The sequence below is a fragment of the Wolbachia endosymbiont of Muscidifurax uniraptor genome, assembly GCF_054149795.1.
In genome coordinates this window covers 14194-30195 of sequence record NZ_CP083727.1, presented here as the reverse complement: position 1 = coordinate 30195, position 16002 = coordinate 14194, and the positions used below count along the sequence as shown (strand labels likewise).

At 36.2% G+C, this 16002-nt stretch carries 10 protein-coding genes and 1 tRNA gene; 1 reads left to right on the top strand and 10 read right to left on the bottom strand.

Going from position 1 to position 16002, the window contains the following annotated elements:
* Positions 1-3: 3 nt before the first annotated feature.
* Entirely contained in the window at positions 4-966 is a 963-nt protein-coding gene (gene dusB / locus LA754_RS00120; protein WP_457923644.1) for a tRNA dihydrouridine synthase DusB, read from the top strand.
* Between the two features lie 6 nt (positions 967-972).
* On the opposite strand, the gene LA754_RS00115 is transcribed toward dusB, so the two are convergent.
* The 10 genes from LA754_RS00115 to fusA all read right to left on the bottom strand — a co-directional run bounded on the left by LA754_RS00115 (position 973) and on the right by fusA (position 15996).
* The gene (locus LA754_RS00115; RefSeq protein ID WP_457923643.1) at positions 973-9486 is read right to left on the bottom strand and encodes a DNA-directed RNA polymerase subunit beta/beta'; all 8514 of its coding nucleotides are present in this window, start codon (positions 9484-9486) and stop codon (positions 973-975) included.
* 58 nt (positions 9487-9544) lie between these two features.
* On the bottom strand, positions 9545-9946 hold the full coding sequence (rplL, locus tag LA754_RS00110; protein ID WP_006279537.1) for a 50S ribosomal protein L7/L12: 402 nt from the start codon (positions 9944-9946) through the stop codon (positions 9545-9547).
* A gap of 26 nt (positions 9947-9972) precedes the next feature.
* The gene (rplJ, locus tag LA754_RS00105) at positions 9973-10491 is read right to left on the bottom strand and encodes a 50S ribosomal protein L10 (protein ID WP_006279539.1); all 519 of its coding nucleotides are present in this window, start codon (positions 10489-10491) and stop codon (positions 9973-9975) included.
* A 12-nt stretch (positions 10492-10503) separates the two neighbouring features.
* The gene (gene rplA, locus LA754_RS00100) at positions 10504-11157 is read right to left on the bottom strand and encodes a 50S ribosomal protein L1 (RefSeq protein WP_006279540.1); all 654 of its coding nucleotides are present in this window, start codon (positions 11155-11157) and stop codon (positions 10504-10506) included.
* Between the two features lie 4 nt (positions 11158-11161).
* Positions 11162-11602, bottom strand: coding sequence for a 50S ribosomal protein L11 (locus LA754_RS00095; RefSeq protein ID WP_006279541.1), 441 nt, complete (start codon positions 11600-11602; stop codon positions 11162-11164).
* 2 nt (positions 11603-11604) lie between these two features.
* A complete protein-coding gene (gene nusG / locus LA754_RS00090) occupies positions 11605-12441 on the bottom strand; it encodes a transcription termination/antitermination protein NusG (RefSeq protein WP_006279542.1) in 837 nt (278 codons plus the stop codon).
* The gene (gene secE, locus LA754_RS00085) at positions 12431-12631 is read right to left on the bottom strand and encodes a preprotein translocase subunit SecE (RefSeq protein ID WP_022626186.1); all 201 of its coding nucleotides are present in this window, start codon (positions 12629-12631) and stop codon (positions 12431-12433) included. The genes nusG and secE overlap by 11 nt, the downstream gene beginning before the upstream one ends.
* 19 nt (positions 12632-12650) lie before the next feature.
* Positions 12651-12723: transfer RNA gene (locus LA754_RS00080), tRNA-Trp, on the bottom strand.
* 13 nt (positions 12724-12736) lie between these two features.
* Entirely contained in the window at positions 12737-13909 is a 1173-nt protein-coding gene (gene tuf / locus LA754_RS00075) for an elongation factor Tu (protein ID WP_457923642.1), read from the bottom strand.
* Between the two features lie 11 nt (positions 13910-13920).
* Positions 13921-15996, bottom strand: a complete 2076-nt coding sequence (fusA, locus tag LA754_RS00070; RefSeq protein WP_077188470.1) for an elongation factor G — start codon at positions 15994-15996, stop codon at positions 13921-13923.
* Positions 15997-16002: the final 6 nt, after the last annotated feature.

Below are 16002 nucleotides of genomic sequence, written 5' to 3'. Positions count from 1 at the left end.
TATATGTCCCTACAAGTAGGAAATTTGACAATTGATTCTCCAGTTATTTTAGCTCCAATGTCTGGAGTGACTGATTATCCGTTTAGAAGTATTGTGAAGAAACTTGGTGCAAGTTTGTTAGTTTCAGAAATGATTGCAAGCAGAGCTATGATTATGCAAACTCATCAGAGTCTGCAAAAAGCAAAAGTCGATGCATTAACTGCTGTGCAGCTTGCTGGGTGTGAGCCATATGTTATGGCGGAGGCTGCAAAATTAAACGAGGACATGGGAGCAAAAATTATAGACATAAACTTTGGTTGCCCTGTTAAAAAAGTTGTAAACGGTTATGCAGGATCAGCGCTAATGCGTGATGAGAAAAAAGCCGCTGAGATAATTGAAGCTGTGGTCAAGGCAGTGAATGTGCCAGTTACAGTGAAAATGCGCACCGGGTGGAACGATGAAAATCGCAATGCACCGAGACTTGCGAAAATTGCCGAAGACTTAGGAGCAAAGATGATTACTGTACATGGAAGAACAAGGGCACAGCTTTATAACGGTCAAGCAGATTGGAAATTCGTTAGAAATGTTAAAGAGCAAGTAAAAATCCCAGTTATAGTAAATGGCGATATTAAAAATTTAAATGATATTCAGAATGCTCTCAAAGAATCTGGAGCAGACGGAGTGATGATAGGTCGTGGTGCCTACGGTAAACCTTGGCTGATTAATCAAGCAATGAACTTTCTCAGTGGAAGTGAAACTTCTGAGCCAACAGCTTCAGAGAGATTAAGCATCATACTCGAGCATTACGACAATATTCTTGAGTACTATGGAAATGACACAGGAATAAAGATGGCCCGCAAACACATAGGTTGGTACAGTAGCGGGCTTCAAGGCTCATCTGAATTTCGTGTGAGAGTAAATAACATGACAGATAGCACAGAAGTGAAAGAAAATATTATTGGCTTTTTTGGTCAAGAGACACACTAGCTGTACTCAATTCGACTGATCGTATGCCACTACGCTCTCTTCCTCACCAGAGTGTAAATGACAACCATTATCCATCAACCATTCCTCGTCATAAGTTTCAATATCAAAATATTTTTCATATTTATCCACATTATCACAAAGTGAAAGTGCTCTGATCTTATTCATAATCAAACCTGTACCAGCAGGAATTAATCTTCCTACTATAACATTTTCTTTTAATCCACTTAAAGGATCACTCTTCCCGCAGAATGCTGCTTCTGTAAGTACCTTTGTTGTCTCTTGGAAAGAGGCAGCAGAAATAAAGGAGCTAGTTTCAAGACTTGCCCTAGTAATCCCCTGCAGAATAGGAAGATAATGAGTAGGCCGTTTGCCAGAGTTACTCATAGCATCATTTTCCCTATCAACTTCCAGCTTGTCAATGCTTTCGCCAACCAAGTACATAGTATCACCAGGATCAGTAATTTCCACTTTTTGTAGCATTTGTTTTAAGATCACCTCTAAATGCTTATTGTCTATACGAACACCCTGCAATCTATAAACTTGCTGTATTTCAGAAATCATATAGTGCGCTAAAGCTTCTAACCCAAGCACACGTAAAATATCATGGAGATCAGGGTCACCATCCATCAATAGATCACCTTTACGTACAAAATCACCTTCATTGACTATTACATGCTTACTTCTTGATACCAAATATTCAACTGGAGAAATTTGTTCATCTACAGGTTTAATTAATATACTGCGTTTTCCTCTACGGTCTTTTTCAGAAAACGCTACATAGCCATCTATCTCACTAACAATAGCATGCTCTTTAGGACGACGTGCTTCAAATAACTCTATAACCCTCGGTAAACCACCAGTAATATCACGAGTTTTAACTGACTCTCTTGGTGTTCTTGTAATAACATCACCTGCATGAACCTTCTGGCCATCTTGTACATTGAGCACTGCACCGATTGGTATAAAATAACATGCTTCAACGCCACTTGCGAGTGTCATTACTTTACCATTATCGTCAAGCAGCACAATACGAGGACGTAAATTAGCTCCACCAGAATGCAATTTCCAGTCTTTTACTACTTTGCTTGATATTCCTGTAGATTCATCCATCACTTCAGTGATCGAAATTCCATCTTTTAAGTCCTGATAAGACACTGTACCAGTCTTCTCCGTGATAATAGGCAATGTATAAGGATCCCATTCCGCAACTTTATCGCCAATTTTTACTGACCCACTCTCATCTACATAAAGCTTAGCGCCGTAAGGTACACTGTGCTTCAACTTCTCACTACCAAGGCTATCAATCAACACGACTTCACAGGAACGGCTTATCACAATTTTATTTCCGTTTCTATCTATAATTATATTACTATTGTTTAACTTTATTTTAGCATTAATAGAAGCTATAATATTCGAGGATTCAACGCCTCTAGTCATTACTCCACCTATATGAAAAGTACGCATCGTTAACTGAGTACCTGGCTCTCCAACAGATTGAGCAGCTATAACACCAACTGCTTCACCTATTGAAACAATTTTACCAGCTGCAAGGTCTCTTCCATAACATAAAGAACATACACCAGGACTTATTTCACAAGTTAAAGGCGATCTAATTTTTACAACATCAAGACCTGCAATGCTGATTTGCTTTACTTTATCCTCATCAATTAATTCCCCTGCTTTTACTAATAATTCTTTTGTCACTGGGTTATATATATCATTTGCAGCTGTTCTACCCAGCACAACACTCTCTAGAGATGCAACTATAGTACTTCCTTCAACTGTAGCTCTCACAACAAGACCATTTTTTGTTTTACAGTCATGCTTTGTAACTATGCAATTTTGAGATACATCAACTAAACGACGAGTTAAGTATCCAGAGTTTGCAGTTTTAAGTGCAGTGTCAGCTAAACCTTTACGCGCACCGTGAGTAGAATTAAAGTATTCAAATACGTTCAATCCTTCACGGAAATTAGAAATTATAGGTGTTTCTATAATCTCACCAGAAGGTTTGGTCATGAGCCCTCGCATTCCTGCTAGCTGTTTCATCTGTGAAGTAGAACCCCTTGCACCAGAGTTAACCATCATATACACTGAGTTGTACTTACTATTTCCATCATATATAGATATTGCTTTTAACATATCATTAGCTATCATATCCGTACACTTAGACCATTCATCTATAACCTTGTTATACCTCTCACTTCTAGTTATTAGCCCATCTTGATATTGCATAGAGAATTTCTTAATTTCACCCCTCGCGTGATCAACATGTGTAGCTTTAGTTTCAGGTATAACCATATCACAACGACCAAAAGAGACACCAGAAAATGTGGCATACTCAAAGCCAAGTACCATTAATTTATCAGAAAATGCCACTGTAGCACTTTGACCACAGTTACGATATACCAAATCAACTATACCAGTTATTTCCTTGACTGTTAATATCTGATTTATTAGATCGAAGCCTAGATTCTCATGCTTAGGAAAAATTTGCCATAATATTAAACGGCCAGGAGTTGTACAAACAGTTTTATAGTGAGTTTCACCGCTGCTATTAATATACTCCATCCTATACTTTATACTAGAATGAATATGTAAAGTACCATCACTCAAGGAATGCTCAACTTCACAAAAAGCACCAAAAGATGGTAAATTATCTTCCTTAGGTTCTTGTAAAGTCAGATAATATATACCAAGTACTATATCTTTACTAGGAACTATAATCGGTCTGCCATTAGAAGGACTTAAAACGTTATTAGTGGACATCATCAACACCCTAGCTTCAAGCTGAGCTTCCAATGAAATTGGCACATGCACTGCCATTTGATCACCATCAAAATCAGCATTAAACGCCGTACAGACAAGCGGATGAAGCTGTATTGCTTTGCCTTCAATAAGGATTGGCTCAAAAGCCTGAATACCAAGTCTATGTAGCGTAGGCGCTCTATTCAACAAAACAGGATGCTCTTTTATTACCTCTTCAAGCATATCCCAAACTTCTGGTTTTTCTGCTCTTATCAACTTACTAGCAAACTTAATAGTTGGAGCCATACCATACATCTTAAGCTTTGAGTAAACAAAAGGTTTGAATAGTTCAAGAGCCATTCTTTTTGGTAATCCACACTGATTTAGTTTCAAAGTTGGACCAACAACTATTACAGAACGTCCAGAGTAGTCTACTCTTTTTCCTAAGAGGTTCTGGCGAAAACGACCCTGTTTTCCTTTTAACATATCACTAATGGACTTTTTATATCCAACAGCACCAGCTTTATTTACCAAAGTATTACGACGACTATTATCAAAAAGAGAATCAACTGCTTCTTGTAACATCCTTTTTTCATTACGAATCATAATCTCAGGAGGATTTAAGCTCAACAATTTCCTCAACCTGTTATTTCTATTAATAATAGTCCTATAATGATGATTCAGATCAGAAACTGCAGGACGACCACTCTCAAGCGATACCAAAGGACGCAAATCAGGTGGTAAAATAGGTATAGTTGTAAGTATCATCCACTCAGGCCTATTTCCAGATTTAATGAAGTTTTCAACAATACGCAATCTCTTTATAATTTTCTTTCTTCTTATCTCAGAAGCAACAGATTCTAATTCTAGTCTTAAATCCTTCCTAATTTCATGTAAATCGAGGCGCGTTAGCAACTCTCTTATAGCTTCAACACCTTGCATAGCTACAAAACTATCGATCCCATAGCTATCTTTAGCTTCATTATAAGCTTTTTCACTAATAATCTCACCTTTTTCAAAAGGCGAAACAAGAGGATCCATTACGATATAATTATCGCTATATAAAATATTCTCAATATCTCTGAGAGACATATCCAATAATGCTCCAATTCTTGAAGGAAGCGATTTCAAAAACCATATATGAGCAACAGGAGATGCAAGCTCTATATGACCCATCCTTTCTCTTCTTACTTTAGAAGATGTAACTTCTACTCCGCATTTTTCGCATATGCGACCTCTGTGTCTTCTTTTTTTGTATTTTCCACATAAACATTCATCGTCATTGACAGGGCCAAAAACCTTAGGGCAAAATAATCCACCTTTCTCAACTTTGAACGTACGATAATTTGCAGTTGAAACATCTTCTATCTCACCACAAGATATACGCTTAATACTTTCAGGGCTAGCAATCGATATGCTAACCTCATTAAAAGGTTGTGCAATGTTAGTGTGAGATATATCTTCAACCACTACATCATTTTGCTTTAAATCTACATTTAAACATAAAGAACGTAGTTCTTTTATCATCACATTAAAGGATTCAGGAATTCCACATTCAAAATTACTGTCACCTTTTATTATCGATTCATAAATCTTAACTCTACCATTAATATCATCAGACTTCACAGTTAACATTTCCTGCAAAGTATAAGCAGCACCATAGGCTTGTAATGCCCAACATTCCATTTCACCAAAACGCTGACCACCAAAATGAGATTTTCCTCCAAGAGGTTGTTGAGTAACCAAACTATAAGGCCCTACTGAACGCGCATGAATTTTACCATCAACCAAGTGGTGCAACTTAAGCATGTACATGTAACCAACTGTAACCTTGCGGTCGAATTTTTCACCACTGCAACCGTCATATAATACAGCTTGTCCAGAGTTATCTAAACCAGCAAGTTCAAATAATTTTGCTATTTGTTCATCTTTTGGACCCTCAAATACAGGTGCAGCAACAGGAACGCCATCACGTAATTTGCGTGCAAATTCAATGAGATTATTATCACTAATATTACGAATATCATTACAGATAGATACGTTACTGCCATAGCTATAAACCTCAATCAGGAAGTTACGTAAATTGCTGTATGAACTTTTACAAGAGTTCAAATAGTTCTCTACTAACTCATTCAACTCGTCATTTAGTGCATTCTTATTAGGTGTATTTAAAACAGAAGCCGTTATTTCATCATCATCAATATTTTCAATTTTTTTATTATCAAGGTATGCTACTGCAAATTGTGTAAAATTATCATCGTTAAGGGACCTAATTCCCTTGCAAAAAGCACTTTTGATCTTATTGATCTCATCGAGAATATTACTTACCTTTTCCCCTAATTTTCTACAAGCCCAACCTACATGCGTTTCCAGTATTTGCCCTACATTCATTCGTGAAGGAACACCAAGAGGGTTAAGAATAATATCAACAGGAGTACCATCTTCCAAATAAGGCATATCTTCCACTGGCACAACTCGAGAAATCACACCTTTATTTCCATGTCTACCAGCCATTTTATCCCCTGGTTGCAGACTATGTTTCACAGCAATGAAAACTTTTACTGACATCGACACACCTTGAGGCAGGTCATAACCTTCATGTAATTTTTCTACTTTTCGCTTAAACTGTGCTATTGCATGTGACACTTTTTCATCAAAATCTTTTTTTAAGCTCTTAACTTGCTCAGAAATGGATTGGTTTTTTAATCCTATACCCCACCATTGCTCACGTTCAATAGAGTCAAATTTTTCTCGATCTTGAGAACCAGAATTAATAAGAAGTTTCTTCAGTTCATCATAGAAATATTCACTAGTAACATTGATTATATAATCTCGCTCTTCCTCAAAGTCATTTATCTCTTTTTGTTTGATGAGTAATGCCCTTTCATTTTCTTCAACCCCCCTGCGTGTAAAGACTTGTACATCAATTACTGTCCCTTCAACATCTGGAGATGTATATAAAGAGGAATCCGCACAATCGAATGACTTTTCACCAAAAATTGTCATCAATAACTTCGTTTCAGGAGGCAATGAAAGAGAAGGTTTAGGTGTAACTTTACCTACCAGAATATAGCCTGGACCAACTCTTGTACCAATTTTCACTATACCACTATCATCCAAGTGATATAGATTTTCTTCATTAACACCAGGTATAGCACGAGTTATTTTTTCTGATCCTAAAGGGGTATCATGTACAACACAGTCAAATTCTTCTATATGAATAGAAGTAAAGAGATCTTTTTTAACAACTTCACTAGAAATAATAATAGAGTCTTCAAAATTATAACCTTGCCAAGACATAAAAGCGACTAGCAAATTTTTACCAAGCGCCAACTCACCACTGTTAATTGCAGGACCATCAGCTATTACATCACCCTTTTTAACATAATCACCTACGCACACTAGCGGTCTTTGATTAATACAAGTATTATGGTTAGAACGCTGAAATTTCCTTAGATGATAAATATCTACGTCCAAGTAGTTAACACTTTCTTTATCAAAAGCACGTATAACTATAGAGTTACTATCAGAACTATCAACTATGCCATCGCGTTTTGCTAAAACTACAGCACCAGAGCCAGAAGCTACAAAAGACTCCATACCAGTAGCAACCAGAGGAGCGGTAGGCTTCAATAAAGGTACGGCCTGACGTTGCATATTTGAGCCCATTAATGCTCTATTAGCATCATCATTTTCTAAAAATGGAATCAAGGAAGCTGCAACTGATATTACCTGCTTAGGAGATACGTCAATGTAACTAACTTGGTCGCTACTTACCATGACGAAGCTACCAGCATATCTACAGTATAGCATGTCATCAACAAAGCAATTATTTTCATCAAGCTTTACGCTAGTGTCAGCTATATGATGTGAGCCTTCGTCTATAGCAGAAAGATACTCAATTTGATCAGTAACAACCCTATTGACTACTTTTCTATAAGGGCTTTCAATGAAACCATATCTATTAATACGCGCGTATATAGCTAAGCTGTTGATTAACCCTATATTTTGCCCTTCAGGAGTCTCAATAGGGCAAATTCTTCCATAATGAGTTGGATGAACATCACGCACCTCAAATCCTGCCCGTTCTCTTGTTAAACCGCCAGGACCTAACGCGGATAACCTTCTTTTATGTGTTATTTCAGATAACGGATTAGTCTGATCCATAAATTGAGATAATTGAGAAGAATTGAAGAAATCTCTTAAAACATTAGTTAACACTTTTGGATTAATAAAATCAGATGGAGAAACTTTATCTAAACTAGAAGTGGACATAGAATCAACTATTGCGCGTTCCAATTTCAACAACCCAGTTCTAAATTGATTTTCTATAAACTCTCCAACTGATCTTACTCTTCTGTTTCCTAAATGATCAATATCATCTACAGATCCTTGACCGTCACGTAACAATACTATTTTTTTCACAATTTCAATAATATCTTCATGCGTTAAAACAGTTAAATCCTCATCATAATTTAATCCAAGGTAAGAGTTAAGCTTCAACCTACCAATGTTAGACAAATCATAATATTCCGGACTGAAGAAAAGATTACGGAAAAACTCTTCTACTATCTCTAAAACAGGAACTTCACCAGGACGCAAAACTCTATATATTTCATATAGTGCATCCTGATAAGACATGTTTTCATCTAAGAAAAGCGTATTTAATATATAAGGTCCAACAAACAAATTATCTATGTTCAACACTGATATTTCATCTACAGATAATAACTCAAGCTTCTTTATGTCTTCCAGCTTTATAGATTCACCAGCAGATAAAATTTTCGTAGAGCTAGCACTATCCATTAAATCTTCTGCGAGGAATAAACCACATATAGAATTAAAAGGAACCAGATACTCTTTCAATTCATTATCATATAGCTTTTTAGCTAGTCTTGAGGTAATACGAACGTTAGCTTTAAGCAGCACATTACCCTCAATATCCATTAAGTCGAAAGGCAGCCTCACTCCTTTAAATTTATCAGGAACAAAAGGCACTTTCCAACCATCTTTATGTTTTACATACTTTATTTTCTCATAAAATCTATCGAGTATATCATTATTTGATAGACCCAACGCCTTTAATAAAACTGAAATTGGCAATTTTCTTTTTCTATCAACACGAAAATACAAATGGTCTTTAACATCAAATCCAATATCAAGCCAAGAACCCCTATAAGGAATAATTCTAGCAGAATAGATCAATTTACCAGAATTGTAAGTTTTTCCCCTATCGCTATCAAAAAATACACCAGGAGACCTATGCATTTGTGAGACGATAACTTTTTCCACACCATTAATGATGAAAGTGCCTTTATCAGTCATCATAGGCAACCCACAAAAGTGGACTTTCTGCTCTTCTATAGATTTTACAACGGTTGCAAGTTTAGAATGATCTCCACTCTCTTTAATCGATTTATATTCATCAAGAGAAATACCATCCTGCATAACAACAAGACGTATAGAAGCAATAACCTGAGCAGAAAAAGTTACACCACGCTTTATACACTCAGATTCATCATACTTAGGATCATCTACCCTACAACTTATAAACTCAATAGTAGCGCTACGCAAAGGATCATTTATTGGAAAGATTGTATGAAAGATAACTTCAAGTCTTTCATTACCCTTATTCTTAGGAGTAAAAGAATCATATGATTCTTTTTGAACCTTAACCAAATCCAATAAAGAATCTTTTAAATCAATCGACCTAGAATAAGAAACTCTAGGAACAAAAGCACCAGAAGCGTACATATAAGAAGAATCAACCATTAAAATACCCCAAACTAATTAAAAGAGCTATATCAATATAAAATTAATACATTAAATATTATTCAAGCTCCACTTTAGTTGCTCCTGCTTCAATAAGTTTTTGCTTGATTTTTTCTGCTTCGTCTTTAGGAACATTAGCAGTCAAATCTTTAGGTAAAGATTCAACCAACTCTTTTGCTTCTTTTAAACCCAATGTAGAATTAACCTCTCTCACAGCTTTAATAACTCCTATTTTTTTACTCGCATCAATTTCTTTAATCACAACTTTATACTCAGCTTTTTCTTGAGCAGCAGGAACAGCAGCATTATCACCAATAGGCGCCCCAGCACCAACAGCTCCACCAAGAAAAGAACCAGCAGGCAACCCTATTTTCTCTTCTAAAACTTTTACAAGTTCAGAAGCCTCTAATAGGTTTAAAGATAATATCTTATCAACCAAATCACTTGTTACATTACTCATAATTACCACCTTACTTAACAACAAATTTATTTTTTAGAACTATAATAATCCAAAACTCTCATAAGCCTCATAGAAGATGAATTAATAGACAACGCTAACCGAGCAGGAATATCATAAGATATTAAACGCATAATTTTAACACGCAATTCATCCAGAGAAGGCAACTTAGCCAGTTTATTAACATCTTCCACTGTTAACAATTCATTTAAATGAGCTGCGCAAATCACAGACATTTTTTCTTTGTTAGCATTAGTAAAATCAACTATTAATTTTGCAGCTTCTACTATGCCACTAGAGTATATAATAGCAACAGGACCGGAAAATTTGCCTGATAAATAAGAGAATTTACCAGTCCTTTCCAAAGCCAAGCGCGCTAGAGTGTTTTTAACTACTAATACCCCACCTGCTATAGACTTCAGACTATTCCTCAGAGTTAATGAATCATTAGCATTTATAGATTTAAAATTTACTAATATCAAGAAATCATTATTTACAAATACGTTTATTGTGCTCTGTATAAATTCATCCTTATCTTTACGCTTCACGGTATCACTCCCTTAAATTATATCTTCCACTTTGCCTATCTTATAAGCTTTACCCATAGTTGAATTTAAAAAAACACCCTTAAAGTAAATTCCTTTCGCAGAAATAGGTTTATTATCTTTAATTACTTTAAGAAAGGCTTTTAAATTTTCTAGCAAGTCATCAATATCAAATTTAATATTTCCTAATTTACCATGAATAACACCATTTTTATCTGTTCTAAATTTTACCTGACCAGACTTAATGGTTTTAATAGCTTCTGCAATGTTAGAAGTCACAGTACCAAATTTAGGGTTAGGCATCAGCCCTTTAGCACCCAATACTTTTGCAATAGGAGTGATTTTTGCCATAAAATCAGGAGTAGTAATGCACCAATCAACATCTAACTTTCTACCTTTCTTTATTTCTTCAACTAAATCCTCTCCTCCTGCAATATCAGCACCAGCTTTTTCAGCTTCTAATAAATGTTTATCTTGAGCGAAAATAGCTACTTTAATATTCTTCCCGATACCTTTAGGCAAAACTACTGTACCACGCACCTGCTCTTCAGATTTACGTGAATCTACGCCTAAATTGACCGCAATATCAACTGATTCATTAAATTTTGCTGAAGCAGACTCAACAATCTTCCTCAAACACTGCTTAGGATTATCATTATATGTATTCATTTACCTAACCTTCCACAACTTCTATACCCATAGATTTTGCAGTGCCTACAACCATTTTCACTGCTGAATCTTCATTATCCACTTTCATATCAACCATCTTGCACTTTGCTACTTTAATTATAGCAGACATAGGTAATTTAGCCACTAATTCTTTACCAGGATTACCAGAACTTTTACTTAATTTAGCCTCCTGCTTAAGTAAATAAGCCACAGGCGGACCGCTGACAGTAAAATCATGAGAGCGATCATCCTTTATGGAAATTCGCACTGTTACTAAATCGCCTACTTTATAATTAGCGTTAGCAGCACTAGTAACTTTATTAAAAGCTTCACAAAACTTAGGAACAGGTATACCACGTGGACCAAGTACTGAAGCAATTTTCGGTCCTGGAACTGCTTTCCCAGCTTCCATAAGTAAGTTAATCTTAGCAACTATAACACTCATAATTAATCCTCTATTTTCTCTACTTGAGCCAGATCAAGCTCTATTATTGTCGGCTTACCTAAAATCGATACTTCCACATTAATAATTTTTTTCTCATCGTTTACCATATTTACCTTACCAGTAAAATTTTGAAAAAGACCATCATTAATTTTCACTTTTTCACCTTTTTCATAACCATAACCTAACTTCTTTGTCTCTTGAGCATTATAAAGTGCATTACACATTGAGTGAATCTCATCATCCAAAATCACCTTTGGAATATTACCGTTTTTCAAAAATCCATAAACCTTAAGAGATTTTGGTATATTATTGATAAAATTCAATACTTCATCGCATAAATTCACGTATAAAAAGACATAACCAGGAAAGCATTTCCTTCGTGTAGCAATTTTCTTAGATTTCAACTCTACTTCACTTAGCTCTTCATATGGAATAAAAACTTCCTTAAAGTAATCATTAACACCCAATCTCATAGAATTTTCTAATATATGTTGGCGCACTTTCTCTTCACAATTAGAAGCAACTCTCAAGATATACCATTTATACCTATTAAATTCTTTACACTTTAAACTTATCTCATCATCTAAAATCATCTCAAAATTACCAGATTCGCCACTGCAGAATCCAGGCGTTTGATTCAAAATATTTTTGCTTTCATCACACAGATGCATATACACATACACTTCACATAATTCTTTTATATCAGACTTTGAATTACATACCGTTTGATAAGGAATAAACACTTCCTTAAAATAAACAGCATTACTTACCAATTCGCGTATACCTTGCTCATATCCATAACCAACTTTAATGATATACCATTTATATTCACATTCCATAAATAATTCCAAATAAAGCCTTAATTACGTAAAGAGACATAAAATCCACAAAACAGAAGAAAATCGAAAAGCATAATATAACAATCATCACAACAAATAGAGATGACAACACCTCCTGTTTCTTTACCCAAGCAATTCTTCGTATTTCTTGCTTTATATCACAGAAAAAACCACACAAACTTTTTAACATTTCCACCACAACATTAATGCAGGAGCGATAGGAATTGAACCTACAACCTCTGGTTTTGGAGACCAGCGCTCTACCAATTGAGCTACACTCCTATAACTCAAACTCTCACTCCAAAATTTCAGAAACAACACCAGAACCAACAGTTCTACCGCCTTCTCTTATCGCAAAACGCAATCCCTTATCCATTGCTATCGGTACTTGCAATTCTACTTCTACACTCACATTATCTCCTGGCATTACCATCTCCTTCCCATCTAGCAATTTTATGCTCCCAGTTACATCCGTTGTCCTTAAATAAAACTGTGGCTGGTAATTCGCAAAAAATGGTGTATGCCTTCCTCCTTCCTCTTTCTTTAATATATAAACCTCCGCCTTAAACTTTCTATGCGGTGTTATCGTCCCCGGTTTCGCTAATACTTGCCCTCTCTCCACTTCTTCTCTTTTTGTTCCTCTTAACAATATTCCTACATTGAGCCCTGCACTTCCCTTATCCAGCAACCTCTTAAACATCTCAACACCTGTGCATATCGTCTTTTGCGTCGCTTTCAGACCTATTATCTCTATCTCTTCTCCCGTCTTTATCTCTCCCTTCTCTATTCTTCCTGTTACCACTGTTCCTCGCCCCGATATCGAAAATACATCTTCGATTGGCAATAAAAATGGTAAATCCACAGGCCTTGGTGGAACCGCTACATATTCATCTAACTTTTCCATCAATTTGTCTATTGATTTCTTTCCATATTCGCTGCTGTCATCCTCCAGCGCCTTGAGTGCTGAACCAACCACCACAGGCACTTCATCCCCTGGAAATCCGTATCTACTCAGTAATTCCCTCACTTCCATTTCTACTAAATCTATCATATCAGCATCAGCAACATCAGCTTTATTTATATACACCACGATATATCCAACACCTACCTGCTTCGCCAGCAATATATGCTCTCTCGTTTGTGGCATTGGCCCATCAACCCCCGACACTACCAATATCGCCGCATCCATCTGTGCTGCACCTACTATCATGTTCTTTACATAGTCAGCGTGTCCAGGACAATCAACGTGTGCATAATGCCTTTTTTCCGTCTGATACTCAACATGCGCTGTTGCTATCGTTATCCCCCTCTTCCTTTCTTCTGGCGCTTTATCTATCTGATCGTACGCTACAAAATTTCCATAATGCTTCGTTATCGCCGCTGTTAACGTCGTCTTCCCATGATCCACATGTCCTATTGTTCCCACATTTACATGCGGCTTTCCAAATGCTTCCACTACTGCTGTCATAATTATTACCCTTAATTATACTCTAACTTTAACTCATCAACCACATATTGTGGCACTTGCTCATAACAAGAAAAATGCATACTATACTGCGCCCTTCCCTGAGACATAGAACGCAAAACGTTGATATAACCAAACATATTTGCAAGGGGTACCGAAGCAGTAATTATTTTACTATTATTACCTAAATCGAGCATATCAGCAACATTTCCTCTTCTACTATTTATATCACCCATAACATCACCCATATATTCTTCAGGAGTAATGATTTCAACTTTCATTATAGGCTCCAGCATTTTTGGACCAGCTTTATTTGCCATCTCTTTAAAAGCACCTTTAGCAGCAAGTTCAAAAGCTAAAGGACTAGAATCAACCTCATGAAAAGCACCATCAAGAAGGGTAGCCTTAAAATCAATCAACGGAAATCCCGAAATTATACCACCTTCTTTTATCAACTCCAAGCCATTTTCTACCCCAGGAATATACTCTTTTGGAATAGCACCACCTACAATTTTACTTTCAAATTGAAACCCAGAACCAGGCTCAAGAGGTTCAAATTTTATTTTAACCTTAGCAAACTGACCAGCTCCACCAGATTGTTTTTTATGAGTGTAATCAATTTCAACAGATCTAGTGATAGTTTCACGATATGCAACCTGAGGAGCACCGACGTTAGCCTCAACGTTAAATTCGCGCTTCATTCTATCAACAATAATCTCAAGATGGAGCTCACCCATGCCTTTCAATATAGTCTGGCCACTTTCCGCATTTACTGACATTCTCAAAGAAGGATCTTCTGCAACCAACCTATTTAGAGCAATACCTAATTTTTCCTGATCTGAAGTGGTTTTAGGTTCCACAGCAATTTCAATAACAGGCTCAGGAAATTCCATACGCTCCAATAATATAGGAAAATCAACAGAACATAAAGTATCTCCGGTGGTTGTTTTCTTTAGCCCAACTAAAGCAACTATATCTCCAGCCCTAGCCTCAGTTATATCTTCTCGGTTATTTGCATGCATAAGTAACATTCTGCCAATCCCTTCAGTTTCGTTTTTTAACGCATTTGAAGCGGTAGATTTAGACTTTAATTTACCAGAATAAATACGGATAAACGTCAAGCTGCCTACAAATTTATCCGTCATCACTTTAAATGCAAGAGCAACAAATTTCTCTTTTTCTGAAGGTTTGACCTCAATTTTCTTTTCTGAATCTTTAGGATCAATTCCAACAATTACATCAACATCAATAGGAGAAGGTAAAAAGTCAACCACACCATCTAAAAGTGGTTGTACGCCTTTATTTTTAAAAGCTGATCCACACAACACAGGAACAAATTTTCCTTTAATGGTCCCATTTCTCACGCATTTTTTCAGTAAATCCACTGGCAGATCATTAGACTCAAAGTAAGTATTCATCGCTTCATCATCCATCTCAGCTGCAGCATCTAATAAAAGATTTCGATATTCTTGAGCCTTATCAAGCAAATCAGAAGGAATATCTTCATAAGAAAATTTAGCGCCCAACGTTTCTTCTTGCCATATAATGGCTTTCATAGAAATAAGGTCAATTATACCTTTGAAATCTTTCTCACTCCCTATTGGTAAATGAATAACTAAAGGTGCTGCACCAAGCTTCGTCTTTATCATATCAACACATCGATAAAAATTTGCCCCTATTCTATCCATCTTATTAACAAAGCAGATACGAGGAACGCTATATTTATCAGCTTGACGCCACACTGTCTCAGATTGAGGTTCAACTCCAGCAACTCCATCAAATACAGCAACTGCACCATCCAAAACTCTTAAAGATCTCTCAACTTCAATAGTGAAATCAACGTGACCAGGAGTGTCTATTATATTGACCCTATGATCATTCCAAAAACATGTTGTTGCAGCAGATGTGATTGTAATACCACGCTCTTTTTCTTGCTCCATCCAATCCATAGAAGCTGCACCATCGTGCACTTCACCAATTCTATTTTGCTTACCAGTATAAAATAAAATACGCTCTGTTGTGGTAGTCTTACCAGCATCTATGTGAGCCATTATCCCTATATTTCTGTATTTAGATATTCCAATTTCCATATCACA